This is a genomic window from Kibdelosporangium aridum (genome assembly GCF_900176515.1).
GTDB lineage: Bacteria > Actinomycetota > Actinomycetes > Mycobacteriales > Pseudonocardiaceae > Kibdelosporangium > Kibdelosporangium aridum.
In genome coordinates, this window is the sequence record NZ_FWXV01000001.1 from 1,063,967 (window position 1) to 1,088,773 (window position 24,807).

Consider the following 24,807-nt stretch of genomic DNA (forward strand, 5'->3'; position numbering starts at 1 on the left):
TCATTTCGGGTAGTTGACCTATGTCGCCCCGAACGGCGCACGGTAGTCAGCGCCGAGACCGCCTAGGCTAAAGGGATGCAGCGGCGGATCTTCGGCATCGAAACCGAGTTCGGTGTGACCTGCACCTTTCACGGGCAGCGCAGGCTGAGCCCCGACGAGGTGGCCAGGTACCTGTTCCGGCGGGTCGTGTCATGGGGGCGTTCATCGAACGTCTTCCTGCGCAATGGCTCGCGCCTCTACCTGGACGTCGGGTCGCATCCGGAGTACGCCACGGCCGAGTGCGACGACCTGGTACAGCTGGTCACGCACGACAAGGCCGGTGAGCGGATCCTGGAGGATCTGCTCGTCGACGCCGAGCGTCGGCTGGCCGACGAAGGCATCGGCGGCGACATCTTCCTGTTCAAGAACAACACCGACTCGGCGGGCAACTCATACGGCTGCCACGAGAACTACTGTGTCACGCGGGCCGGCGAGTTCTCGCGGATCGCTGACGTGCTGCTGCCGTTCCTGGTGACACGCCAGCTCATCTGCGGCGCGGGCAAGGTGCTGCAGACGCCTCGCGGAGCTGTCTATTGCCTGTCACAACGCGCCGAGCACATCTGGGAAGGCGTCTCCAGCGCCACCACCCGGTCCCGGCCGATCATCAACACCCGCGACGAGCCGCATGCGGACGCCGAGCGGTACCGCAGGCTGCACGTGATCGTCGGCGACTCGAACATGTCCGAGTCGACCACCCTGCTCAAGGTCGGCAGTGCCAACCTGGTGCTCGAGATGATCGAGGAAGGCATCCAGTTCCGTGACTTCAGCCTGGACAACCCGATCCGCGCGATCCGCGAGATCAGCCACGACCTGACCGGAAGGCGCCTGGTCCGGCTGGCAGGCGGCCGCGAGGCGTCGGCGCTGGACATCCAGCGCGAGTACTACGCCAAGGCTGTGGAGCACGTCGAGCGCCGCGGGACCGGCGCCGTGGCACAGCGCGTTATCGAACTGTGGGGCCGCACCCTCGACGCGGTGGAGCAAGAGGACCTCAGCAAGATCGACCGCGAGATCGACTGGGCGATCAAGCACCGGCTGGTCGAGCGCTACCAGGCCAAGCACAACCTGGAACTCTCCAGCGCCCGCGTGGCCCAGCTGGACCTGGCGTACCACGACATCCGCCGCGGCAGGGGGATCTTCGACCTGCTGCAGCGCAAGGACCTGGTGGCCAGGGTGACCGACGACGGCGAGATCGAAGCAGCCAAGGACACCCCGCCGCAGACGACGCGGGCGAAGCTGCGCGGCGATTTCATCGCGGCGGCACAGGAAGCAGGCCGTGACTTCACAGTGGACTGGGTCCACCTGAAACTGAACGACCAGGCACAGCGCACAGTGCTGTGCAAGGACCCGTTCCGGGCAGTGGACGAAAGGGTCGAGAGGTTGATCGCCTCCCTGTGAGGCCGTGTCCACCTTTCCAGCACAGCGTGTCGACCACTCCGGCACAGTGAAATCCCCGCCGAGCACCCCCGGCGGGGATTTCACTGTGCCGGAACGGAGATTTCGGGGTGCCGGAAAGTGCATTTCAGGGTGCCGCAAAGGTGGACACGAAGGTGCACGGCGGGCCGCCGCAAATAAGCTTGTCGGCGGGCAGGGCCGTAGGTCCTGCCTGCGGTTTTGGTCCTGCTTTGCGGCGCAGAGGCTCCACACCAAATCGCGCCGCCCCAGCCATCTCACCCGAGGGCTAAGAATTCAACCGCCCCAGCCACCTCACCCAAGAGCCAAGAATTCAAGCGGAACCCCCGGCCACTCACAAAGGCGACAGGGCATCAGCGGCCCGGTGCCGCATAGTGGGCGCGCTGCCGTCTTCCACTTGGCCTTCGAGGGCCACTTGGCACGTAGTGGGATCTGATGACCACGCAGGTCGAGGCCACCGCCTGGACATGATCGACCTCGACTTCGGGATAGGTCCGGGCGTTGCGCCGGGCGGCGAGGAACGCGACAAGGCCGAGCACGAGCACGAGACAGATCCACACGCGCAGTAGCCTGGATCACTGCGGCTCGTTTCGCGCTGGATGCCACCCGAACGTGTCACGAGTCCGCGCCGACGGTCCGTTCGTACGGTCTCGTTGGCGCGTTGGGTGTCAGGCGCTCTTCGGGTGGCGTTAAGGTCGTCTCCGTGTCCATCGCCCGTGCGGAACGCCTGGTGAACCTGGTGCTCTGCTTGTTGTCCACCCGGCAGTTCCTGTCCGCTGACCGGATTCGCGCGATCGTGCCCGGATACGCCGACGCGCCGAACACCGAGGCCTTCTCCCGCATGTTCGAGCGGGACAAGACCGAGCTGCGGGAACTGGGGATCCCGCTGGAGACCGGGCGCAACACCGGGTTCGACGGCTTCGACTCCGTCGACGGCTACCGCATCGCACGCCGGGACTACGAACTCGGCGACATCGATCTCGAGCCGGACGAGGCGGCGGCGGTCGCGCTCGCGTCGCGCCTGTGGGACTCGCCGGAGCTCACCGGGGCCGCGCACGGCGCGATCATCAAACTCCGGGCCGCCGGTGTCGACGTCGACCAGTCGTCGCCCGCGATCGTCGAGCCGAAGGTGCGCACGGCCGAGCCGGCGTTCAGCCCGTTGCTCGCCGCGGTCCAGGAAGGCAAAGCCGTCACGTTCTCCTACCGTCGCCCGAGCCCGGCGGAGCTGAAGATGCGGACCATCGAGCCGTGGGGTGTGGTCTCCTGGCGTGGCCGTTGGTACGTCGTGGGCCACGACCGCGACCGCGACGCACCTCGCTGCTTCCGGCTGTCGCGCATCGTCGGTGACGTCAAACTCGTCGGTGAAGCCGGTGCCGTGCAACGCCCCGACAACATCAACTTGCTGGATTTCGTTGCCACCACCGGAAACGAACCGTCCAGTACATCGACGGCCAAGGTGTGGGTCGCGCGAGGCAAGGCCGCCGGTGTCCGGCGGCGTGCCAAAGTCCTTGGCAGCCGCGAGATCGGCGGTGTCAACGGCGACGAGGTCGAGCTGGAGCTGCGGTTCCCGGAGTCTGCCGCTTCGTGGCTGGCCGGGTTCGGCCCCGATGTCCTTGTCCTCGAACCGGAAGTGCTCCGCAAATCGGTGTACGAGCGGCTGCTGGAGGCGGCGAAATGAGCGACCGGCTGCCCAGGCTGCTCGCCCTGGTGCCGTACCTGCTGGCCAGGCCGGGCATCAAGGTCGTGGACGCGGCCGCGGACTTCGGCGTGACCGAGAAGCAGCTGCGCAAGGACCTCGAGCTGCTGTGGATGTGCGGGCTGCCCGGTTACGGACCGGGCGACCTGATCGACCTGTCCTTCGAAGGCGACACGATCACGGTCGCGTTCGACGCGGGCATGAGCCGCCCGTTGCGGCTGACCGGTGCCGAGGCGACGGCGTTGCTGGTGGCGCTCAGGGCGCTGGGGGAGACCCCGGGAGTCGTGGACGGTGAGGCCGTCCGGCGCGCGGTCGCGAAGATCGAAGCGGCCGCCGGCCTTGCCCAGCCCGCCGGTGTGGTGGTCGGTCTCGGTGTGCGGGAAGGCGAGGACACCGCGGAAGTCCGGCGAATCGTCCAGACAGCGCTGACCGCGCAGAAAGCCCTGCGGATCACGTACTACACCGCCTCCAAGGACGAGATCACCGAGCGGACAGTCGACCCGATGCGGCTGCTGATCGTCGAAGGCCGCTCGTACCTCGAAGCCTGGTGCCGTCGCGCCGACGCGGTGCGCCTGTTCCGGCTCGACCGCATCGACGAGGTCACCCAGCTCGCTGAGCCTGCTTCCCCGCCGCCGTACGCCGAACCGACGGACGTCTCAAGTGGCCTGTTCACGCCACAACCCGATCAGCTGGTCGCCACCCTGGTGCTGGAGCCGGACACCCGCTGGATCTCCGAGTACTACCCGGTGGAAAGCGTGGAAGAGCTGGAAGGCGGCCGGGTCCGGGTGCGTATGCGGTACTCGGATCGTGCCTGGATGGTGCGGCTCCTGCTGGGCCAGGGCGGCGAGGTGCACGTCGAATCGCCGCCCGATCTCGCCGACCAACTGCGGACACGTGCCCGTCAGGCACTTGAACTAGCCAGCAACCTGGCGTCAACCTGAGACCGATACGCTTCCGCTCGTGCAATACATACCGGCCGTAGTGCTTGGGGCCGTCGGCCTGGTTGTTCTGGTCTTGGTGCTGCTGAGCCTCGCCAAGGCCGCACGCAGGTTCGCTGTGACGCGTGGTCACGTGAACGCCGAAGTGGGCGCCCGGATGGGCATGCTCAAAGCCCGGAGGGCCGCATTGCGTATCGCTGTCCGTGACCGTTTCCGGCGCACGGAGATCGATAAGTCCACGCAAGCGTGATGACAGGTAACATGCAACTGAGTTGGGCGACGCGTCAGGAGGAGTCCCGTGGGTAACCTCGGACCTACCGAGTTGATCATCATCGCGGTGGTGATCATCCTGCTCTTCGGAGCCAAGAAGATGCCGGACATGGCCCGGTCGCTGGGCCGTTCGATGCGCATCATCAAGGCCGAGACCAAGGGCATGAAGCAGGACGACCAGGACGCCGCGCAGGCGACCACCGCCACTGCGACCACCCCGGCACCCGCCGCACCGGCGCAGCTGCCGGAGGCCAAGCCCGCAGCGCCGGCCGCTCCGGCCGCGGCGCAGCCGGACGTCGAGAAGATGCAGAAGCAGATCGACGACCTGCAGGCCAAGCTGAACAACAACCAGGCCGCTCCCACCCAGGCACCCAAGAACGCCTGACAACCAAGAGAGACGGTTCGCACGGTGGCGCGTGATCCGCACCGCCGGGAGTCGCGGCGGGTAAGAAGCCGCAAGCAGAATCCCGACGGCACGATGAGCCTGAGAGATCACCTGTACGACCTCAGGCACCGGCTGACCCTGGCCATGGCCTTCCTCGCCGTTGGAGCCATCTTCGGCTACATCTGGTGGGGCTGGGACATCTGGCCGAACGGATCACTCGGCGACATCATGATCGCGCCATACTGCGGTCTGCCGCCGGAGATGCGGCTGCCGCAGCATCCGTGCACCCTGCTGCAGACCACCCCGTTCGAGGGCTTCCTCGTGCGCTTGAAGGTCGGTCTCGGCGCGGGCGCGGTGCTGACCAGCCCGCTGTGGCTGTACCAGATCTGGGCGTTCGTCGCGCCGGGCCTGTACGACAAGGAGCGCAAGTTCGCGCGCACCTTCGTGCTGTTCGCCTCCGTGCTGTTCGTGCTCGGTGCCTTCCTGGCCTACTACGTGGTGCCGCAGGGCCTGGACGTGCTGGTCAGCTTCGGTGGCGGGCAGTTCACCACGGCGCTGAAGGCGGACGACTACTTCTCGTTCATCCTGGTGATGCTGCTGATCTTCGGCGTCAGCTTCGAGCTGCCGCTGGTGATCATCATGCTGAACCAGACCGGGGTGCTGCCGTACGACAAGCTCAAGCGCTGGCGTCGCGGGTTCTTCTTCGGCTTGTTCGTGTTCGCCGCGATCGCGACACCGGGAACGGACCCGTTCTCGATGCTCGCTCTCGCGGTCGCGATGGTCATGTTGTTCGAGATATCCGTGCAGTTCGCACGGATTCACGACAGGCGCAAGGCCAGGCGCGAGCTGGGGTCCGAAGAGGACTACTCCAAGCTCGACGACGACGAGGTGTCGTCGTTGAACCTCGACAACCGGCCCGCCGAGGATGAGCAGCCGAGCCCGAGCCCGACTCCGGCCTCGCCGCCCGACAAGCCTTCCTCGGGCTACGACGATGTGACGTAATGCGGGCCGCTCTCGTCGTCTGCCCAGCATCGGGGCTGGGTACCGCGGCCCGTGTCGCAGGCACGGTCTCGGCGACGCTGCGCGACTCGGTCGACCACCTCGATCAGTACGTTCCGACTTCGGCTGACGAAACCGTCGCAGTCATGCGTCGTCTCGTGGCCGACGGGGTCGAGGCTGTCGTGGTGCTCGGCGGTGACGGCGCCGCGCACGCCGGAGTCCAAGCCTGCGCCGGAACGACAACCGCGCTGGCGATCGTTCCCGCAGGTACAGGCAATGATCTGGCCCGCGCCTTGGACTTGCCCAAAGACCCGATCGAAGCGGCGGCACAGGTCGGTGCCGCACTGGCCGCAGGGCACAAACGCAGCGTGGACCTGGGCAAAGTCGACAACGGCGCCTGGTTCGCGACCGTGCTGTGCGCGGGCTTCGACTCGGCAGTGAACGAACGCGTCAACCGACTGCGCTGGCCACGCGGGCCGCGCCGCTACGACGTCGCGATCGTCGCTGAACTGGCCGCGTTGAAGTCATCCCGGCTAGTCGTGCGGACCGAGTCGGAGACGCTCGAACTCGACGCGAACTCGATCGCGATCGGCAACACGCGCTACTACGGCGGCGGGATCCCGGTCTGCCCGGACGCCGACCCGGCCGACGGCTGGTTCGACGTGACCGTCGTCGGCAAAGCCCACCGCCGCGACCTGGTGCGGATTCTGCCCAGCCTGCGGACCGGCTCGCACGTGGACCATCCAGCGGTGACCACGCTGCGGGCGAAGTCGATCACGATCGACAGCGACGGCGGCTGGATCGGGTACGCCGACGGCGAGCGGATCCGCGAACTGCCCCTCGACGTGCGCTGTGTGCCCGGCGCGCTCAGCGTTGTCGCAGGTCAACGCGCTTGACCAATAGATGCGACGATTGTCGTAGGTATTCGTTACTGTAGACATGTGGCCGCACGCCCTTCGCGTACGCCGGCTGAGGCTTTTCAGGCGGCCAAGCGCCGCTCAGAAAGCCCCGAGCTGGCCGAATTCACTTCCGTGCTCTCCTTTGAGCTCGATCCGTTCCAGGTCCAGGCGTGCGAGGCGCTCGAAGCCGGGCATGGTGTGCTCGTCTGTGCCCCGACCGGCGCGGGCAAGACCGTGGTCGGCGAGTTCGCCGTGCATCTCGCGTTGGCCGAGGGCCGCAAGTGCTTCTACACAACGCCCATCAAGGCGCTGTCGAACCAGAAGCACGCGGACCTCGTCGCCCGGTATGGCGCTGGCAAAGTCGGCCTGCTGACCGGCGACACGTCGGTCAACGGCGACGCGCCGATCGTCGTGATGACGACCGAGGTCCTGCGCAACATGCTCTACGCGGGATCCAACGCGCTCAAAGGCTTGCAGTACGTCGTCATGGACGAGGTGCACTACCTCGCCGACAGGTTCCGTGGCGCGGTGTGGGAGGAGGTCATCCTGCACCTGCCGGACCACGTCCGGCTGGTCAGCCTGTCCGCGACGGTCAGCAACGCCGAGGAGTTCGGCGAGTGGCTGGTCGAGGTGCGCGGCGACACCACCGTCGTGGTCGACGAGCACCGCCCGGTCCCGTTGTGGCAGCACATGATGGTCGGCCCGCGGATGATGGACCTGTTCGTCGGTGAGGACCCGCAGGGCGAAGCGCGGATCAACCCGCACCTGATCCGCCGGATCGAGGAGACCACGCGGATGCACGCGTGGCAGCCGGTCGGCCGGGGCAAGCGGCGTCCGCCGATCAACCGGAGCCGGTTCAAGCCGCCGTCGCGGATCGACATGACCCAGCGGCTGGACGCGGCCGGGCTGCTGCCCGCGATCGTGTTCGTGTTCAGCCGCGCGGGCTGCGACGCGGCCGTCATGCAATGCGCGCGGTCCGGAGTGCGGCTCAATTCCGACGCCGAGGTCACCGAGATCCGCCGGATCGTCAACGCCAGGACCCGTGACCTGCCCGAGGGCGACCTCGGGGTGCTCGGGTACTGGGAATGGCGCGACGCGTTGGAGCGTGGGTTCGCCAGCCACCACGCCGGTCTGCTGCCCGCGTTCAAGGAGACCGTCGAGGAGCTGTTCGTCCGTGGCTTGGTCAAGGTCGTGTTCGCGACCGAGACCCTGGCACTGGGCATCAACATGCCCGCGCGGACGGTCGTGCTCGAACGGCTCGTGAAGTACAACGGTGAGGCGCACGTCGACCTCACGGCAGGGGAGTACACCCAGCTCACCGGCCGTGCCGGGCGCCGGGGGATCGACATCGAGGGCCACGCGGTCGTGCTGTGGCAGCCGGGTGTGGACCCCAAGCAGGTCGCCGGGCTCGCGTCGACCCGGACTTATCCCCTCAAATCGTCGTTCAAGCCCGGCTACAACATGGCGGTCAACCTGGTCGCCCGGTTGGGCTCCGAGGCCGCACGCGGCCTGCTGGAGCAGTCTTTCGCCCAGTTCCAGGCCGACCGGTCGGTGGTCGGCGTGTCCCGGCGGATCGAGCGCAACCGCGAAGCCCTCGAGGGGTACGCCGAGTCGATGACGTGCCACCTCGGCGACTTCACCGAGTACGCCGAGCTGCGCCGCAAGCTCACCGACCGAGAGAAGTCGCTGGCCAGGCAGAACTCCTCGGCGCGCCGGGCCGAAGCGGCCGCGTCGCTTGAGCGGCTGCGCAAGGGCGACGTGATCGCCGTGCCCAGCGGCCGCCGGTCCGGGCTGGCGATCGTGATCGACCCGGGTCTCGACCCGATGGGCGAGCCACGGCCGCTGGTGATCACCGAGGACCGGTGGGCCGGGCGGCTGTCGGTCACCGACTTCCCGCACCCGGTCGAGTCGCTCGGCCGGATCCGGCTGCCCAAACAGGTCGACATCCGCTCACCACGATCCCGGCGTGACCTCGCGTCCACGTTGCGCAGCACGGGAATCAGCGCACCGGCTCGGGGCAAGCGCCGGTCGGGGCCAGATGACGACGCGGACTTGGCCGCGTTGCGCAGGGCGCTGCGCGCACACCCGTGTCATGGTTGCCAGGACAGGGAAAGCCACGCGCGCTGGGCCGAGCGCTACCACCGGCTCAAGGCGGAAACCCAGCAGCTGGAACAAAAAGTGGCCGCGACAACGCACTCGCTGGCCCGCAGCTTCGACCGGATCCGCAAACTGCTCACCGAGCGGGACTACCTGGCAGGCAACGGTCATGAGGAAGTCACCGCGCACGGCCGCAGACTGGCCCGGCTCTACGGCGAGTCCGACCTGCTGGCCGCGGAATGCCTGCGGCACGGCGTATGGGAGGGCCTCAACCCGGCCGAGCTCGCCGCGGTCGTGTCCGCACTGGTCTTCGAAGCCCGCCGCGACTCGCCGTTCGAGGCAAGGGTGCCGCAAGGCGCGGTGACCGATGCGCTGGCGCAGACCGCGCAGTTGTGGGCAGGGCTGAACGAGGACGAGCGACGGCACAAGCTGGAGCGCACCCGTCAGCCGGACGCCGGCTTCGCGTGGCCGGTGTACCGCTGGGCGCGGGGCGAATCGCTGGAGCGGGTACTGACCGCGGCGGAATCGGCGGGCGCGGAGCTCACCGCGGGCGACTTCGTGCGCTGGTGCCGCCAGGTGATCGACTTGCTCGACCAGATCAAGGACGTCGTCGGCGGCGATTCCGACCTCGGGGCGACTGCCGCACAGGCCGTGTCCGACATCCGACGCGGCGTAGTAGCCGCCGGGACGACATGACGTGTGTTGGGCCACGGCTCGGACAAGCTTGCCGGGTCGAGTGGGGAAATCACCACGACCTGTGGTTGGATCGCGCGGAATGGCTGCATAAGGACACCGGAGGCAAAGCATGAGCAGCCCGTACGGGCCCGGCGGGAACGATCCGCAGCAGTGGGGGCAGCAACCTCAGCAACCCTACGGCCCACCGTCGGGCGGCTTCCCGGCCCAACAGCCAGGGGGATACCCCCAGCAGCCGGGCCAGCCGCAGTACGGTGGCTACCCCCAGCAGCAGCAACCAACGGCGCCGTATGGCCAGCCGCAGGAGCAGTCGCCCTACGGCCAGCCGCATGACCCCAACACGCCGGGCAGTGGTGGCTTCCCGGCACAGCAGCCGTACGGCCAGCCACAACAACAGCAGCAGTACCCGGGTTACGGTCAGCAACCGCAGCAGCCGTACGGCGGCTATGGACAACAGCCGCAGTACCCCGGCCAGGAGCCGCCGAAGAAGAAGTCCGGCGCGATGCTGTGGGTGATCGTCGGTGTCGTGGTGCTCGTGGTCGCCGCGCTCGGCGTGCTCGGGTTCGTGACCCCGGGCTTCTTCATGACGAAGGTCCTGGACAAGAACGCGGTCCAGCAGGGTGTCGTGAAGATCCTCGACGAGCGGTACGGCGACAAGGCCACCGACGTGGTGTGCCCGGCCGACCAGGAGGTCAAGGTCGGTAACACCTTCGAGTGCACCTTGAAGGTCGACGGTGACGACCGCAAGGTGACCATCACGGTGAAGTCCGAGGACAAGGCCGAGTACGAAGTCAGCCAGCCCAAGTAGAAAATCGGTCGAACTCGCGAAGTCGGCCATGACATCATCCGCTGTCATGGCCGACTTCGCTGTTCGGGTACTGACCGAGGACACCGAGCTGCGGGCGGCGCATTCGTTGCTGCGCGTGGCACTGCACTCCCCGCCGATGTCCGATTCGGACTGGGAGTCGGTGAGGAAGACCTACGCGCCTAAGCGTTACTTCGGTGCGATCGCCGACGGTGTGGCCGTTGGCTCCGCGTACGTCTATGACTCGGCGATGGCCGTACCCGGTGGAAACACTGTGCTGATGGGCGGTCTCGCGCGAGTGGGTGTCCGTGCTGACTACCGCAGGCGTGGCGTTATGACTGAGCTGATGCGATTCCAGCTCGCCGACGCGAAGGCCAACGGCCATGTGCTGTCCACTTTGCACGCCAGCGAATCCGGGATCTACGGCAGGTTCGGCTACGGGATCGGCACTCGCGCACGGGAGATCCACCTGATCAAACCGCGGATACGGGCAGGCGTACCGCGATCGGGGCGCGTGCGGATGCTCAGCTCGGCCGAAGCGATCGAGCAGACCGCGCCGCTGTACGAGCGGATCGGCTTGTACCGCACGGGAATGATGGCCCGTGGCCGCGACTGGTGGACCGTCCAGTTCGAGGATCCGACGCGCGGTGACGAACCGTATCTGGTCGCCGTGCACTCTGGTCCGGATGGCGACGACGGATACGTGATCTACAAGGCGAAAGGCAACGACAGATACGTCGCCGACGATTACGGCGCCACACTGGAGGTTTTCGACCTCGTCGGCGCGAATCAGGCGGCACGCAACGACTTGTGGCGATTTCTCATCGAGATCGACCTGGTCAGGGAGATCCACGCGCATGCACGTCCGGTCGACGAACCGGTCGAGCTGCTGCTGGAGAACCCTCGCTCGTGCATCACGCGCAACATCGACGACGACGTGTGGGTTCGCCTCGTTAACGTCCCGGCGGCACTGTCGGCACGGACGTATGGTGACGCTGATCCTGTTGTCGTAGCAGTGAACGACGCCTTCCTGCCGGAGAATTCGGGGTCATATCTGGTTTCCCGTGAGGGCGTCACCAAGGCAACGGCGCAGGCCGAGCTGACGCTGGATGCCGACACGCTCGGAATGCTGTACTTCGGTGCGTGGCGGCCGTCGGATCTCGCGGCGGCCGGCCGGATCCGGGTGGGCGACCACGCGGCGCTGGCCCGTGCCGACAGGTTGTTCGAGCCCGATTCGATCCCGTGGTGCGGCACCAACTTCTGATTCGTTTGCGCTATTTCTACGCTCACGTAGCGCGATCGTGTTAATCCCAACTCCGGTTGGTTTCAACTCGCGAGTACGCCGTTACCCTGACTCCGACGGCAGTCGACGAGCAAGGGGTGGGGTTCAGGCGTGACCGACGCGATGACCGAATGGGTACCGACCGGCATTGACGAGGAAGTGCCCAGCGCGGCACGTGTCTACGACTACCTGCTCGGCGGCGGGCACAACTTCAGCGCCGACCGGGCGCTCGCGGAGAACCTGCTGAAGGTGCTGCCCGCCCGGGACATGGCCCGGTTGAACAGGCAATACCTCGACCGCGTCGTGCGCTACATGATCAGTGAGGGCATCACCCAGTTCCTTGACCTGGGTTCGGGCATCCCGACCGTGGGCAACGTGCACGAGGTGGCGCAGAAGCTCAACCCCGCGGCCCGCGTGGTGTACGTGGACAACGAGTCGGTCGCCGTCGCGCACAGTGAGCTGATGCTGCGTGACAACCCCAACGCCGCCGCGATCGAGGCGGACATGCGGGAGCCCGACGTCATCTTCGCCAACGAGCACGTCCGGCGGCTGATCGACTTCTCGCAGCCAGTTGGCCTGCTGATGGTCGGGGTCGTGCAGTTCGTCCCGGACGCCGACGACCCGTGGGCGATCGCCGAGCGGTTCCGCGCCGAGCTGGCCCCCGGTAGCTACTTCGCGCTGTCCGCGTTCACCTGGGACAACGCTCCCGAAGGCATGCGTGCGGCGATCGAGGTGTTCAAGAACAGCCGTGATCCGATCTTCCCGCGTACCTACGAGGAGATCCTGCGTATGTTCGGCGACTTCACCCTGGTCGAGCCGGGTCTGGTCTACACGCCAGAGTGGCGTCCCGACCGGGCGAGCGACGTCGCGGACGCCTCGCGCTCCAACCTTTACGCGGGCGTCGCCATCAAGGGATGAGGCGACGGTTCGCCATTCCCCGGTTCTTGACAACGCTGGCCCATTAAGGTCCATTGGGTGCTGCCGTCGGTGGTGCGAAATTCGCGCGCGTCCGATGGCAGTTGGACAGCGGTTGGCGAGGGGCGGAGTGGTGACCAGCGTTCGAACCACAGGCGACGATCCTCCGTGGGAGGGCTTGCAAGGCGCGGAACGGTATGCGGCATGTATGCGCGCCGCCAGAGCCGGTAACCGGGTCGCGCGGTCGACCCTGGTCACCGACCTCACGCCGTTGGTCTGGCACGTCGCACGCGGCAACGGTCTCGACCGCACTCTCGCCGAGGACGTCGTACAGACGGTCTGGCTCGCACTGTTCAGCCACCTCGACTCGCTGGCCGAGCCGAAAGCACTGGCCAGCTGGCTGATCACCACGACTCGCCGGGAAGCGCAGCGGGTGCGTACCAAGGGCGCGAACGACTTGCCGCTCACCGACGAGATGGCCGAGCAGCTGACGAGCACGCAGCCGCAGCCCGAGGACGAGGCGCTGCGCGCGGACCGTGACACGAGACTCTGGCGCGCGTTCAGCGAGTTGCCGGAGAAGTGCCAGGAGCTGCTCCGGCTGACAGTGCTGGCGGGCCGTAGCGAATATCGTCTGGTCGCCGAGGCCTTGCACATGAAGCGCGGGAGCATAGGCCCGACCAGGGGACGGTGCCTGACCACGCTGAGGGAGCTCTTGGACGCCAAAGGGGGCGGGGGATGACGAAGACCAACGCGGGCGGCCACGCGCATCCCGACGACGAGACCTTGCTCGCGGCCCTTGACCGGATGATCGACGAGTTCGACCCGCCGCCGGCCGGCCTGATCGAACGGGTGCAGTTCGCCATCGAGCTGGAAGACCTCGACGTGGAGGTGGCCCGCTGGGAGCGCGCGGACGCCTTGGCGGGTGTGCGAGGCGGCGGCGACAGCCACGGGACCATCACGTTCACCGTCGACAACCTGATGGTGATGATCAACCTGACCACGGTCGGCGAGAACAACCAGATCGACGGCTGGCTCGTGCCGCCAGGCCAGCATTCCGTCGAGGTGCGTGTCGCCGGCCACGGTTCCCACGACACAACCTCGGACGAGGACGGCCGGTTCGTGCTTGATCGCGTGCCGCGCGGCACGACGCAGATCGTCATCCATTTCGACGGCCCGCCCAACCGGACCGTCATCACTCCGACGGTGTTGCTCTAGCCCTCAGCTGGCGTTTTCCGGCGAGGCTGCGCTCGCTGCGGGCGAGGTCTCGCAGGCCATATAGCGCGAACAACGGTTTGATCGGCCATGCCTCGCCGAGTCGGTAGTCGGCGGCGCGCACCAGGCGGTCGGCGAGGTCGGGACGTTGGTGCCGCAGGTAAAGCCGTGCTTTCTGGGCATGCAGCGGATTCGACACGAACTTGATCTGGTCGGCATCCTCGATCAGCGGGATCACGTTTTCCACGTTCTGCCAGGTGCTTCGCGACTCTTCGTCGAGCTTCACCGTGCCGGTGAAGCCGCGTTCCACCGCGTAACACGCGAGCAGCGCCGCCTCGGATACCGAAGCCGAGCCGCTCGCGCCGGAGCAGACCAAGATCGAGCTGGCCAAGGTGGGATCGATCGAACGCAACGCCGCTCGCACCCGCCACCGGTTCAGCGCGTTCGCACGATCACCGCGGGCGTTGCGGTATCCCAGCACCACCACCGCTTCAGAACGAGCAGGCAGACGCTCGTGCGCGTGAGCACGACTGGCCCGCCAGTGCACGAACTCGCCCCAGGCCGCCAACCCGAGAATTCCGAGAACCACCAGTGGTTTGCGTGTCATGGTCCGCGATCTTCCCACGGCCGTGCCGGGAAAATCAGTCTGTCAGCAGTTTCGCAACCGCGCGGCCCGAGGCGCCGCTGACACTGGGCCTGCCCGAGTCCGTGCTGGACGAGGTGTCCGGCGCGCTGGACAGCCCCAGTGTCCTGATTGAGCGCCTGCATCAGACCATCGGCCTGCGGCGTGGTCAGGTCCATGCTGAGCAGCGGCATCACCGACTCGAGATGTCCGGAAAGGACATGGCGGTGGCTGTTCCACCTTGGACATATCGCAGGCCGTGCTTGCCGAGTTCCGTGCCCAGTTCGGCGAAGACGGGTGATCCGACCAGGACCGGGTGCAGCGCCGAGTACGTGTCGTGCACGAATCCGGGCAGCGTGACTCCTCGCTGCGCACGAGCCCGCCTGGCCGATCGCCTTGCTCCAGCAGGCACACGCTGCGGCCTGCCTTGGCCAGGTACGCCGCCGCCACCAGCGCGTTGTGCCCGGCGCCGATGAACACCACATCGAAACTGGTCATGTCCGCAGACTATGTACGCCGCCGCCGTTCCCTGTCCCGGCAAGGACACCGGCACAGTCACACAACTGAGATTCGCCAACACGCCGCCCGCGTCCACAATGGGCAGTCCACCTTCGTGTGCCCGGACCGGCTCCAGCGCACGGACATGGTCGAGGACGTCGAACGCCGCCTCGATCACACCACGACCGTTCACGCTTTCAGGATCCGCCGGCAGTCCGCGCCGAATCGGGGCGCTGCCCGTTTTTCCTCCAAACGCGTCCCCGATTACCCGGTGATCGCCTTGACCAGCCGGTCGACTGAGTTACCCAGGTCCCAGCGCTCCTTCAGCGCCATGACCCGGTCGAGGTCCGCGGGCGCGGCGGGCAGCTTGTCGTCCCGGTCGAGCACGACCGGAGCGTCCACCGCCACCGCGACCACCGTGGGAGCGGCGGCGAGGTACTCGGCGGACGCGACCAGATTTGCTTGGGCACGCTTGGGAATCCGCTTGTCCCCGGCCTCGGCGCCGGCGAGCAGTTCTTGCAGCGAACCGAACTCCCGGATCAGCTTGGCCGCGGTCTTCTCGCCGATTCCCGGCACACCAGGCAAACCGTCCGAAGGGTCGCCACGCAACACGGCCATGTCGGCGTAGCGCGGGCCGGTGTCCTCGGTCGGCAGGTCGTACTTCTCGGCCAGCTCGGCCGGGCCGATCACGACGGCTTTGTTCCAGCCGCTGCCGACGTACCAGACTGTGGCGGGCGTGGGGGAGTACCGCACGACCTGGAACATGTCCCGGTCGCCGGTGATGACCTCGACCGGGTCGACCGTCTCGCGGTGCGTCAGCGCCCCCATCACGTCGTCGGCCTCGTAGCCCACCGCTTCGGCTGTGCACAGGCCGACCGCGTCGAGCAGGTCGAGGATGATCGGGATCTGCGGCGAGAGCAGGTCGGGCACTTCCTCTTCCAGGCCGTCGCCTTCCTCGGCCACGCGGTGTGCCTTGTAGGTCGGCAACGCCTCGACGCGGAACGCGGGCCGCCAGTCCGCGTCCAGGCACGCCACCAGGCGCGTCGGCCTGCGGTCGGTGATGATGCGGGCGATGGTGTCGGCGAAGCCGCGCACGGCGTTCACCGCGGTGCCGTCGGGCGCCCGCATCGAGTCGGGCAGGGCGTAGAACGCGCGGAAGTACAGACTGGCGGAATCAAGCAACGCGAGGGTCACGCGTGCAGCCTAGGCCGGTGGTGGCGACGTTGTGGCGCGGACGATGAGTTGCGTGTCGAGATCGACGTGACGCACCTCGGCCTGCCCTGAGTTGAGGCCGTCGAGCAGCAGGTCCACCGCGAGCGTCCCGGCGGGCGCCAGCGGCATGGCCACAGTGGTCAGCGGTGGCGAGCAGAGCTCGGCGAACATCAGGTCGTCAAAGCCCGTCACGCTGACGTCCTCCGGCACGCTGACCCCGCGGTCACGCAACCGGGCGAGCACACCCAAGGCCATGATGTCGTTGTACGCCATGATCGCCGTCGGCTTGGCTGCCAAGGCCAGGTCACACGCCTGCAGGCCGCCTTCGTAGCGCGGCGGGAACGGCCCGAGCTCGATCAGCTCGACGCCGTGCTGCTGGGTCGCCAGCCGCAGGCCGCGCCGACGCTCCTTGTTGGACCAGGACGTCCGAGGCCCGTTGAGGTACACGAGCTTGCGGTGTCCCAACGCGACGAGGTGGTCGACGATCTGCCGCATGCCCGAGGCGCTGTTCATCAACGCGGCGGGCACGCCCCGCAGCCGCCGGTTCAGCATCACCAGCGACGTGATGCCCGCGGCCTCGTAGAGCTGTGTGTCGTCGATGCCGGGCGAACAGACGATCACGCCGTCGACTTGCTTGGCCATCGCGCGCACCAGCTGCTCTTCGGTGGCGCGGTCTTCGTCGCTGTCCGCGACGAACACCGCGTAGTCGGCCTGGCGGGCCCGCGCCTGCACGCCCTTGAGCACGCCGGTGAAGAACGGGTTGTTCAGGTCCGGCACGACGATGCCGAGGTTGCCGGTCCGGCCGGTGATCAGGCCGCGAGCGGCGCGGTTTGGCTGGTAGCCGAGCTGGCTGGCGGCGTTGAGGACACGGTCACGTGTCGCGGGCCGGACCAGATCGGGCGAGGACAACGCACGCGAGACCGTGGCAACGGAAACTTGAGCTTCCCGTGCGACGTCGCGGATGGTAACCGCCACCGGGCACACCTCCACTCGTCGCTTTGCGGGAATCGTACCGGCCGATGTAACGCGGGACCGGTACCGGGCCGTCGGCGCGGCGGTTCCGACGTGCGGCGCGTTGACCTCCCGGCCTCACGGATGGAAACATAACGAAAACGTTTACATCCTTTCGGGCTGGAAGGGAAGAGGCATGGACGCGCTCCGCTCGGTAGTGTTGATCAACGCGACGCCCTTCGACGAGAACGGCGGGGTGGCGACGGACGACTACGCCCGTGTCCTCGACCACGCGGTGACCGCCGGAATCGGCGCGGTCACGCCGAACGGCAACACCAGCGAGTTCTATTCACTGACCCCCGACGAGCTGGACACCGCGCTCGCCGTCACCGTCGAGACGGTCAAGGGCCGCGCTCTCGTGGTCGCCGGGGTTGGCCATGAACTCGACCGTGCGATCCGTATGGCCAAGGCGGCACATGATGCCGGCGCCGAGGCGGTCATGGTGCACCAGCCCGTCCACCCGTACATGTCAGAAGACGGTTGGGTCGAGTACCACCGCGCGATCGCCGACGCGGTGCCGTCATTGGGCGTGGTGTGCTACCTGCGTAGCCCCCACATCGGCCCGTCGGCCGTGCACCGGTTGGCGGTCGAGTGCCCGAATGTCGCGGGCGTGAAGTACGCGGTGCCCGACGCGATCGCGTTCGCCGACATCATCACGCAGACGGCGTTCGGTGGCGCGGAGCGGCTGGTCTGGGTGTGTGGCCTGGCTGAGTCATGGGCACCGTTCTTCTGGGTCGCGGGCGCGGAAGGCTTCACCACCGGCCTCGGCAACGTCGCGCCCGAGTTGTCGCTGCAGTTGTTCGACCAGTTGGACGCGGGCAACCCAGGTTCGGCGATGCAGTTGTGGCGCAAACTGAAGCCATTCGAGGACCTGCGGGCACGGCACGGCAACGCGTACAACGTTTCCGCGGTCAAGGAAGCGTTGGCACAGCTGGAAATGTGTCGCAGGGACGTCCGGCCGCCGATCAGTGAACTGCCCGAGGCCGAACGCGCCGAAGTCGGCAAGATCCTGCGCGACTGGGGCATCGGTGGCTGACCGGACGACTGGCAACAGGAAACCTGTCGCGTTACTCCATGTGGCCGCTGCTACCGTGCCGCATGCCAGGCGACGAGCGCCGCTACGACGCGTTTATTTCCTATAGCTACCAGACAGATGGCCCACGGCTCGCGCCTGCGGTTCAGCGTGGTCTGCAGCGCCTGACCGTCCCGTGGTACCGGCGGAGTCCCAGGCGGATCTTCCGTGACCACACGAGCGTGCCTGCGGGCAGCAACCTCGGCCAGTCCATCGAGGAGGCCCTCGCCGACTCGCGGTACTTTGTGCTGATGGCCTCAGTCGCGTTCAGCCCGGATGGCAGACTGCTGGCCAGCGGGAGCGGCGACAACTCCGTGCGGCTGTGGGATGTCGCCACTCGCGAGCAGGTCAGCGACCCGATTCTGGGGCATTCCCGGCCGGTGCGGTCGGTGAAGTTCAGCCCGGACGGACGGTCGCTGGCTTCCGGTGGCGAGGACACCATGGTCCGCATGTGGGACGTCGGCTACACGGTCGACGTCGTCAAGTCCTTGTGCGACAAGGTGAAGCGTGATCTCACTGCCGACGAATGGGCTCGGTACGTCCCGGATGTCGAGTACCGGACGGTCTGCTGAGCAGAGAAATGGCCCGCCGTGCCCCCCGGTGCGACGGGCCACTCCTTCTGGGAAAGGACACTATCGGCGCCGGGCACGGGCGCCCAGCGTATAACTACTCATGTCGCGTCAGGCTCCGGATTTTCGCCTGGTGCGGCCAGGAAATCGAAGTCGCAGCCCTCGTCGGCCTGGGTGATGTGCTGGGCGTGCAGGGCCGCGTAGCCGCGCAGGAACCGCGTTTCCGGCGGCGACCACTGCGCGCGGCGTCGGTCGAGTTCGTCGTCGGAGACCTCGAGCCGCAGTTCACGGCCGGGCACGTCCAGGGTGATCATGTCGCCGGTGCGGACCAGCGCGAGCGGCCCGCCGACGTGGGACTCGGGTGCCACGTGCAGTACGCACGTACCGAAGCTGGTGCCGCTCATCCGGGCGTCGGAGATCCGGACCATGTCCCGGACTCCTTGCTGGAGCAGGCTTTTCGGGATCGGCAGCATGCCGTGTTCCGGCATGCCCGGCCCGCCGAGTGGCCCGGTGCCGCGCAGCACCAGCACCGACGAGGCCGTGACGGGCACCGTGTCGATGGTGCGTTGCATCTCGGCGTACGAGTCGAACACGACCGCCGGACCTGTGTGCCGTAACAAGGACGGGTCGGCGGCGATCGGTTTGATCACCGCGCCGGACGGGGCCAGGTTTCCGTGCAGAACCGCGAGGCCTCCTTCCGCGGCCAGCGGGTTGTCCAGTGGCCGGATCACTTCGGGGTCGTGCACCGACGCGTCGGCGAGGCCGTCGTCGAGCGTCCCGCCGGACGCCACTGGACGCGACACGTGCAGCCACGGCTTGAGTTGTGCCAGCAGCGCACGCAGGCCGCCCGCGTAGTAGAAGTCCTCCATCAGGAACCGGCCGCCGGGCTGGATGTCGGCCAATACCGGCACCGGCCGGTCGAAGTCCGAAAGCGACAGTGGGACGCCCGCCCTGCGGGCCATCGCGACCAGGTGGATGACGGCGTTTGTCGACCCGCCGAGGCCGAGCACGGTCACCACCGCGTCCGAAAAGGCCTCGGCCGTCATGATCTTCGCCGGGGTCAGGTCCTCCCACACCATGTCCACGATCCGGGCACCACTCGCCGCGGCCATCCGGGAGTGTGCCGAGTCGACGGCCGGAATGGACGCCGCGCCGGGCAACGTCATGCCAAGCGTCTCGGCCACGGACGTCATGGTCGAGGCGGTGCCCATCGTCATGCAGTGACCGGGGGAGCGGGCCAGGCCTTCCTCCAGTTCCGCCAGTTGACGGTCGTCCACCAGGCCGGCGCGCTTGTCGTCCCACGCCCGCCACATGTCGCTGCCGCTGCCCAGAGTCTTGCCGCGCCAATGCCCGCGCAGCATCGGCCCGGCCGGAACGAAGATCGACGGCAGTCCGGCGGACGTCGCGCCCATCAGCAGCGCGGGGGTGGTTTTGTCGCAGCCGCCCATCAGCACCGCGCCGTCAACCGGGTACGAGCGAAGCAGTTCCTCGACTTCCATCGCGAGCAGGTTGCGGTACAGCATGGCGGTCGGCTTCTGGAACGTCTCACCGCACAACGCGCTCGCGGGTAGCTCGATCGGGTAGCCGCCTGCCTGCCACACTCCCCGTTTGACCGCTTCGGCTCGCTCCCGCAGATGCAGGTGGCACGGGTTGATCTCGCTCCAGGTGTTCACGATGCCGATCACCGGCTTGCCCATGTGCTCGTCCGCGCCGATGCCCAATTGCCTTGTCCTGGTTCGGTGGCTGAACGAACGCAGCCCTTCGCCGCCGTACCAACGCCTGCTGCGCAGCTGCTCGGGCGACTTCCGGGTCATCGCACCTCCCGATCAAGCGGTAAACCTTTTCAAGGTTTCTGTAACCCATCTTCGCATGACAAAAGACCATTGCCGAACACCGAGCGCCGTGGTGCAGTGGGACGTTGGTCCAGAAGGAGGGAAATGAGACGGCGCCTGCCGCTGCTTGCCTTGCTTGGCGCGTTCGGAATCTCGCATGCCGGATCGGTCATGACACTGCTCGCGATCCCGTGGTTCGTCTTGCAGACCACGGGAAGCGGCGTCCAGACCGGTGTGGTGACGGCGGCGGAGACGGTCGGTCTCCTCGCGTCGTCCATTCTGTCCGGACCGGTCATCGACCGGATCGGCGCACGTGGCATCAGCGTGCTCGCCGACCTCGCCGCGGTGGTGGCGGTGGGCGCGATCCCGCTCGCTGACGCCACCACCGGGCTGTCACTGCCCCTGCTGACTGTCCTAGCCGGACTCGCCGGGTTGACGCGGGCGCCAGGCGACACCGCCAAACGAGTGCTCCTGCCGGGCGTGATCACCTTGGCGGGCACCACACTCGAAAGAGGCTCAGGTTCCGCCGACGCCATGGTCCGAATCGGCCGGACGCTCGGCGCGCCGCTCGCCGGAACGATGATCATGGTCATCGGCGCACCCGGCGTACTGCTGCTCGACGCGGCCACCTTCCTCGTCGCCGCGCTGTTGATCGGCCTGTGTGTCCGGGTCGACGAGGAAGCGATGCTGACCGAGCCCGGCGGGTACTTCGGCTGGCTGGCCACAGGTCTGCGCTACGTCCGCCGCGACCGGCTGATCCTCGCGATCATCGGCACGGTCACGATGATGAACGCACTCGACGCCGGCATGAACGCGGTCCTGCAGCCCGCGTTCGCCGCGCACGTAATGCGCAGCCCCGTACTGCTCGGCGAACTGATGGGCGTGTTCGGACTCGGCGCCGCCGCGGGCAGTGTCATGTACGGCTGGTGGGGCGCGCGCTGGGGCAGGTGGAACACGTTCGCCGTCTGTGCGTTGCTTGCTGGAGCGCCGAGGTTCCTGCTGCTGTGGGTGGAACCGTCAGTGCCGTTGCTGCTGTTCGGGTTCTTCGCGTGCGGGCTCGCCGCGGGCAGCCTGAACCCCCTTCTGGTCACCGTCGAACTCGACCGTATCCCGCCGCACCTACGGGCTCGCGTGCTCGGCGCGGGGGAGGCGGGCGTGCTGGCGATGATGCCGGTCGGCGCGCTGGCAGCGGGCGTGCTGCTCGACGGGATCGGGCTCGAAGCGACGTTGCTGGCGTTCGCCGCCGTGTACGCGGTGACAACTTTGTGCCCGGTGGCGTTCCGCGTATGGCGACAGATGGACGATCACAGGCTCCCAGCACCCACACGACAACCAGTCGCGGTTTAGGCTCTGGCTCATGTCGTCCACCGCCGCACCTGTGCCCGCACCCGAGATCCTTCGCAGCCGACTGGAGCGCGCCGCCGCCGCGGCGGAGAAGGCGGGCTTTGACGCCCTGTTCGTCACGCCAGGGTCCGACCTGCGCTACCTGATCGGTGCGGTCGGCGGGTCGTTCGAGCGGCTGACCTGCCTCGTGCTGCCCGTGTCGGGAAACCCGACGCTGGTCGTGCCCAAGCTGGAACTGCCGGGCTACGAGTCCGTGCTGGTCGACGAGCTCGGCGTGCAGGCCGCCACCTGGGTGGACGGCGAAGACCCGGCCGCGCTGGCCGCCGGACTGGTCAAGTCGGCCAAGCGGGTCGCAGTCAGCGACTTCACCCCGGCGCTGCACGTGCTCGGCCTGCGCGACGCGCTGTCCGGCGTCGAGCAGCAGCTGGCCGGGCCGGTCATCCGCGAGCTGCGGATGCGCAAGGACGCCAGTGAGATCGACTCGCTGCGCCAGGCGGGCGCCGCGATCGACCGCGTGCACGCCCGGATGGGCGAGTTCCTGCGGGCCGGTCGTACCGAGAACGAGGTGGCTGCCGACATCGCCGCCGCGATCCTCGAGGAAGGCCACGCGGTCGCCGAGTTCGTGATCGTCGGCTCCGGCCCGAACGGCGCCAGCCCGCACCACGGCGCGTCCGACCGCGTGGTCGAGCAGGGCGACGTGGTCGTGATCGACATCGGCGGCCCGGTCGCCGAGGGCTACAACTCCGACTCGACCCGCACGTACGCCATCGGCACCCCGCGCGACGAGGACGTCGCCAAGACCTACGCCGTGCTGCAGCAGGCCCAGCAGGCCGCTGTGGACGCTGTCCGGCCTGGCGTGACGGCGCAGGACGTGGACCGCGCCGCGCGCAAGGTGATCGAGGACGCGGGCTTCGGCGAGTACTTCATCCACCGCACGGGTCACGGCATCGGGTTGGACGTGCACGAGGAGCCGTACATCGTCGAGGGCAACGAGCTGCCGCTCGAACCGGGCATGGCGTTCAGTGTCGAGCCGGGCATCTACCAGTCCGGCCGTTGGGGCGCGCGGATCGAGGACATCGTCGTGTGCACCGAAGACGGCGTCGAGTCGCTGAACAACCGGCCACACGAACTGGTGGTGCTCGGCGAGTGAGTACACCCAGTCAACTGGAGCCGCTCGACCAGGCGATCGTGCGAGAACTGGCCGCCGACGGCCGGTGCAGCTTCACCGACCTCGCCGAACGCGTCGGCCTGAGCGTGTCGGCCGTCCACCAGCGGGTGAGACGGCTCGAGCAGCGTGGCGTGATCCGTGGGTACACCGCACGGCTGGACGCCGACTCGATCGGCCTGCCGCTGACGGCGTTGATCTCCTTGACACCGATCGACCCGGCCGCGCCGGACGACTATCCACAACGGCTCGCGCACATCACGGCGATCGAATCGTGCTATTCGGTCGCCGGCGACGAATCGTACGTCCTGCTCGTCCGGGTCGGCTCGCCCGCCGATCTGGAAGACCTGCTGCGCCAGGTGCGCGAGGCCGCGAAGGTGTCCACACGCACCACTGTCGTCCTCTCGACACCCTACGAGGGCCGTCCACCGGCCCTTTAGGGCGAGACGAAGCAACAAGGCGTTAACCACACTGGCAATTCCCCAACCGGGGTCTGTCCTGGGAGGATGCGTCAGTGTTCGGTATCAAACGCTCCACGCACCCAGTGGACCAGCTGCTGCCTGCCGGGCAGATGGGCGCACTGGGTCTGCAGCACGTGCTGGCGATGTACGCGGGCGCTGTCGCCGTGCCGTTGATCGTCGGCAGCGCGCTCGGCATGTCCAAAGCGGACATCGGCTACCTGATCAACGCGGACCTGCTCATCTCGGGCGTGTCCACGCTGATCCAGTGCCTTGGCTTCTGGCGCTTCGGCGTCCGGCTGCCGTTGATGCAGGGCTGCACGTTCGCCGCGGTCACACCGATGGTGTTCATCGGGACGAGCGACGGGATCACCGCGATCTACGGCGCGGTGATCGTCTCCGGGCTGCTGATGATCCTGCTGTCACCGTTGTGGGGCAAGCTGTTGCGGTTCTTCCCGCCGCTGGTGACCGGCACCGTGATCACGGTGATCGGCCTGGCGTTGATCCCGGTGGCGGTGAACTGGGCAGCGGGCGGCGTCGGATCGCCGAGCTTCGGCGCTCCCGGCAACCTCGCGCTGGCGCTCGGTGTGTTGCTGCTTGTGCTTGTGGTGCAACGGTTCGCGCCGCCGGCATTGAGCCGGATCTCGGTGCTCGTCGGGATCGTGCTCGGCACGCTCGTCGCGATCCCGTTCGGGTTCACGGACTTCTCCGGGGTGTCGGACGCGCCGATCTTCGGCATCAGCATCCCGTTCCACTTCGGACTGCCCACGTTCAACATCGCCGCGATCGTCGCGATGATCGTCGTCATGCTGGTCACCATGACCGAGACGACCGGTGACATCCTCGCTGTCGGCGAGATGGCTGGCCGCCCGGTCGACGGCAGGCGACTGGCCGACGGTCTGCGCGCGGACGGACTGTCCACGGTGCTCGGTGGGGTGTTCAACACCTTCCCGTACACGGCTTTCGGCCAGAACGCGGGCCTGGTCGGGCTGACCAAGGTGTACAGCAGGTTCGTCGTCGCGGTGGGCGGCGGGATCCTGGTGATCCTCGGTCTGTTCCCGATCCTCGGCGAGATCGTCGCCCGGATCCCCGCTCCCGTGCTCGGCGGGGCAGGCATCGTGATGTTCGGGACGGTCGCCGCCATCGGCATCAAGATGCTCGCGAAAGTCGCCTTCGACAACAACGGCAACCTGATGGTCGTCGCGGTCTCACTCGGCGTCGGCCTTGTCCCGACCGCCGTGCCGAACATCTACGAGCACTTCCCCAACTGGTTCCGCACCATCATGGAGTCGGGGATCAGCGCGGGCGCACTGTCCGCGGTCGTGCTGAACCTGCTGTTCAACCACATCAAAGGCAGGCGGCAGAAGGAAACCACAGCCTGAGC

At 67.5% G+C, this 24,807-nt stretch carries 24 protein-coding genes; 19 read left to right on the forward strand and 5 right to left on the reverse strand.

The features are described from left to right. The first annotated feature begins 75 nt into the window (after positions 1–75). The 13 genes from pafA to B9C43_RS04505 all read left to right on the forward strand — a co-directional run bounded on the left by pafA (position 76) and on the right by B9C43_RS04505 (position 13,643). The gene (gene pafA / locus B9C43_RS04445; protein ID WP_084424753.1) at positions 76–1,434 is read left to right on the forward strand and encodes a Pup--protein ligase; all 1,359 of its coding nucleotides are present in this window, start codon (positions 76–78) and stop codon (positions 1,432–1,434) included. 718 nt (positions 1,435–2,152) lie between these two features. After that, on the forward strand, positions 2,153–3,127 hold the full coding sequence (locus tag B9C43_RS04450) for a helix-turn-helix transcriptional regulator (RefSeq protein WP_033393346.1): 975 nt from the start codon (positions 2,153–2,155) through the stop codon (positions 3,125–3,127). Continuing rightward, complete coding sequence (locus tag B9C43_RS04455; RefSeq protein WP_084424755.1) at positions 3,124–4,086, forward strand: helix-turn-helix transcriptional regulator; 963 nt, start codon at positions 3,124–3,126, stop codon at positions 4,084–4,086. Before B9C43_RS04450 ends, B9C43_RS04455 begins: the two co-directional genes overlap by 4 nt. A 19-nt stretch (positions 4,087–4,105) precedes the next feature. After that, positions 4,106–4,333, forward strand: coding sequence for a bacteriophage holin (locus B9C43_RS04460; protein WP_033393349.1), 228 nt, complete (start codon positions 4,106–4,108; stop codon positions 4,331–4,333). A gap of 48 nt (positions 4,334–4,381) precedes the next feature. Then, entirely contained in the window at positions 4,382–4,738 is a 357-nt protein-coding gene (gene tatA / locus B9C43_RS04465; RefSeq protein ID WP_033393350.1) for a Sec-independent protein translocase subunit TatA, read from the forward strand. Positions 4,739–4,831: 93 nt separating this feature from the next. Next, positions 4,832–5,740, forward strand: a complete 909-nt coding sequence (gene tatC, locus B9C43_RS04470) for a twin-arginine translocase subunit TatC (protein WP_084424759.1) — start codon at positions 4,832–4,834, stop codon at positions 5,738–5,740. Further along, positions 5,740–6,633 (forward strand): diacylglycerol/lipid kinase family protein, encoded by an 894-nt coding sequence (locus tag B9C43_RS04475; protein ID WP_084424761.1) that lies wholly within the window; start codon positions 5,740–5,742, stop codon positions 6,631–6,633. Before tatC ends, B9C43_RS04475 begins: the two co-directional genes overlap by 1 nt. A 45-nt stretch (positions 6,634–6,678) precedes the next feature. Next, the gene (locus tag B9C43_RS04480; protein ID WP_084424762.1) at positions 6,679–9,429 is read left to right on the forward strand and encodes a DEAD/DEAH box helicase; all 2,751 of its coding nucleotides are present in this window, start codon (positions 6,679–6,681) and stop codon (positions 9,427–9,429) included. Positions 9,430–9,538: 109 nt separating this feature from the next. Then, positions 9,539–10,234: a DUF4333 domain-containing protein gene (locus B9C43_RS04485; RefSeq protein ID WP_084424764.1), complete on the forward strand. Its 696-nt coding sequence runs from the start codon at positions 9,539–9,541 to the stop codon at positions 10,232–10,234. A gap of 46 nt (positions 10,235–10,280) precedes the next feature. After that, positions 10,281–11,495 (forward strand): GNAT family N-acetyltransferase, encoded by a 1,215-nt coding sequence (locus tag B9C43_RS04490; RefSeq protein WP_160096315.1) that lies wholly within the window; start codon positions 10,281–10,283, stop codon positions 11,493–11,495. A 141-nt stretch (positions 11,496–11,636) separates the two neighbouring features. Further along, positions 11,637–12,431, forward strand: a complete 795-nt coding sequence (locus B9C43_RS04495; protein WP_084425581.1) for an SAM-dependent methyltransferase — start codon at positions 11,637–11,639, stop codon at positions 12,429–12,431. Between the two features lie 130 nt (positions 12,432–12,561). Beyond that, on the forward strand, positions 12,562–13,167 hold the full coding sequence (locus B9C43_RS04500) for an RNA polymerase sigma factor (RefSeq protein ID WP_143446109.1): 606 nt from the start codon (positions 12,562–12,564) through the stop codon (positions 13,165–13,167). Continuing rightward, positions 13,164–13,643 (forward strand): hypothetical protein, encoded by a 480-nt coding sequence (locus B9C43_RS04505; RefSeq protein ID WP_084424771.1) that lies wholly within the window; start codon positions 13,164–13,166, stop codon positions 13,641–13,643. Before B9C43_RS04500 ends, B9C43_RS04505 begins: the two co-directional genes overlap by 4 nt. Here B9C43_RS04505 and B9C43_RS04510 read toward each other — a convergent pair. From B9C43_RS04510 to B9C43_RS04530, 4 genes are all read right to left on the reverse strand, one after another. Next, a complete protein-coding gene (locus tag B9C43_RS04510) occupies positions 13,621–14,247 on the reverse strand; it encodes a YdcF family protein (protein WP_084424773.1) in 627 nt (208 codons plus the stop codon). The genes B9C43_RS04505 and B9C43_RS04510 overlap by 23 nt on opposite strands. A 42-nt stretch (positions 14,248–14,289) precedes the next feature. Beyond that, positions 14,290–14,760, reverse strand: coding sequence for an NAD(P)-binding protein (locus tag B9C43_RS60075; RefSeq protein ID WP_143446110.1), 471 nt, complete (start codon positions 14,758–14,760; stop codon positions 14,290–14,292). A gap of 264 nt (positions 14,761–15,024) precedes the next feature. After that, the gene (locus B9C43_RS04525) at positions 15,025–15,954 is read right to left on the reverse strand and encodes a 5'-3' exonuclease (RefSeq protein ID WP_084424777.1); all 930 of its coding nucleotides are present in this window, start codon (positions 15,952–15,954) and stop codon (positions 15,025–15,027) included. Positions 15,955–15,963: 9 nt separating this feature from the next. After that, positions 15,964–16,947, reverse strand: a complete 984-nt coding sequence (locus B9C43_RS04530) for a LacI family DNA-binding transcriptional regulator (RefSeq protein WP_033393368.1) — start codon at positions 16,945–16,947, stop codon at positions 15,964–15,966. A 172-nt stretch (positions 16,948–17,119) separates the two neighbouring features. Here B9C43_RS04530 and B9C43_RS04535 point away from each other — a divergent pair, with 172 nt between their 5' ends. Then, positions 17,120–18,019 carry a dihydrodipicolinate synthase family protein gene (locus B9C43_RS04535; RefSeq protein ID WP_033393365.1) on the forward strand — a complete coding sequence of 300 codons (900 nt, stop codon included), beginning with the start codon at positions 17,120–17,122 and terminating at the stop codon, positions 18,017–18,019. A 62-nt stretch (positions 18,020–18,081) separates the two neighbouring features. After that, positions 18,082–18,627 carry a hypothetical protein gene (locus tag B9C43_RS04540; RefSeq protein WP_200825417.1) on the forward strand — a complete coding sequence of 182 codons (546 nt, stop codon included), beginning with the start codon at positions 18,082–18,084 and terminating at the stop codon, positions 18,625–18,627. A 98-nt stretch (positions 18,628–18,725) separates the two neighbouring features. Here B9C43_RS04540 and araD read toward each other — a convergent pair whose 3' ends face one another. Beyond that, the gene (gene araD / locus B9C43_RS04545) at positions 18,726–20,438 is read right to left on the reverse strand and encodes an L-arabinonate dehydratase (RefSeq protein ID WP_084424781.1); all 1,713 of its coding nucleotides are present in this window, start codon (positions 20,436–20,438) and stop codon (positions 18,726–18,728) included. Positions 20,439–20,561: 123 nt separating this feature from the next. Here araD and B9C43_RS04550 point away from each other — a divergent pair, with 123 nt between their 5' ends. The 4 genes from B9C43_RS04550 (at position 20,562) to B9C43_RS04565 (ending at position 24,805) form a co-directional block, all read left to right on the forward strand. After that, the gene (locus tag B9C43_RS04550; RefSeq protein ID WP_084424783.1) at positions 20,562–21,803 is read left to right on the forward strand and encodes an MFS transporter; all 1,242 of its coding nucleotides are present in this window, start codon (positions 20,562–20,564) and stop codon (positions 21,801–21,803) included. A gap of 10 nt (positions 21,804–21,813) precedes the next feature. After that, a complete protein-coding gene (locus B9C43_RS04555) occupies positions 21,814–22,950 on the forward strand; it encodes a M24 family metallopeptidase (RefSeq protein WP_084424785.1) in 1,137 nt (378 codons plus the stop codon). Continuing rightward, the gene (locus tag B9C43_RS04560; protein ID WP_037257803.1) at positions 22,947–23,405 is read left to right on the forward strand and encodes an Lrp/AsnC family transcriptional regulator; all 459 of its coding nucleotides are present in this window, start codon (positions 22,947–22,949) and stop codon (positions 23,403–23,405) included. Before B9C43_RS04555 ends, B9C43_RS04560 begins: the two co-directional genes overlap by 4 nt. Before the next feature lie 74 nt (positions 23,406–23,479). Then, positions 23,480–24,805 (forward strand): nucleobase:cation symporter-2 family protein, encoded by a 1,326-nt coding sequence (locus B9C43_RS04565; RefSeq protein ID WP_235038426.1) that lies wholly within the window; start codon positions 23,480–23,482, stop codon positions 24,803–24,805. Positions 24,806–24,807: the final 2 nt, after the last annotated feature.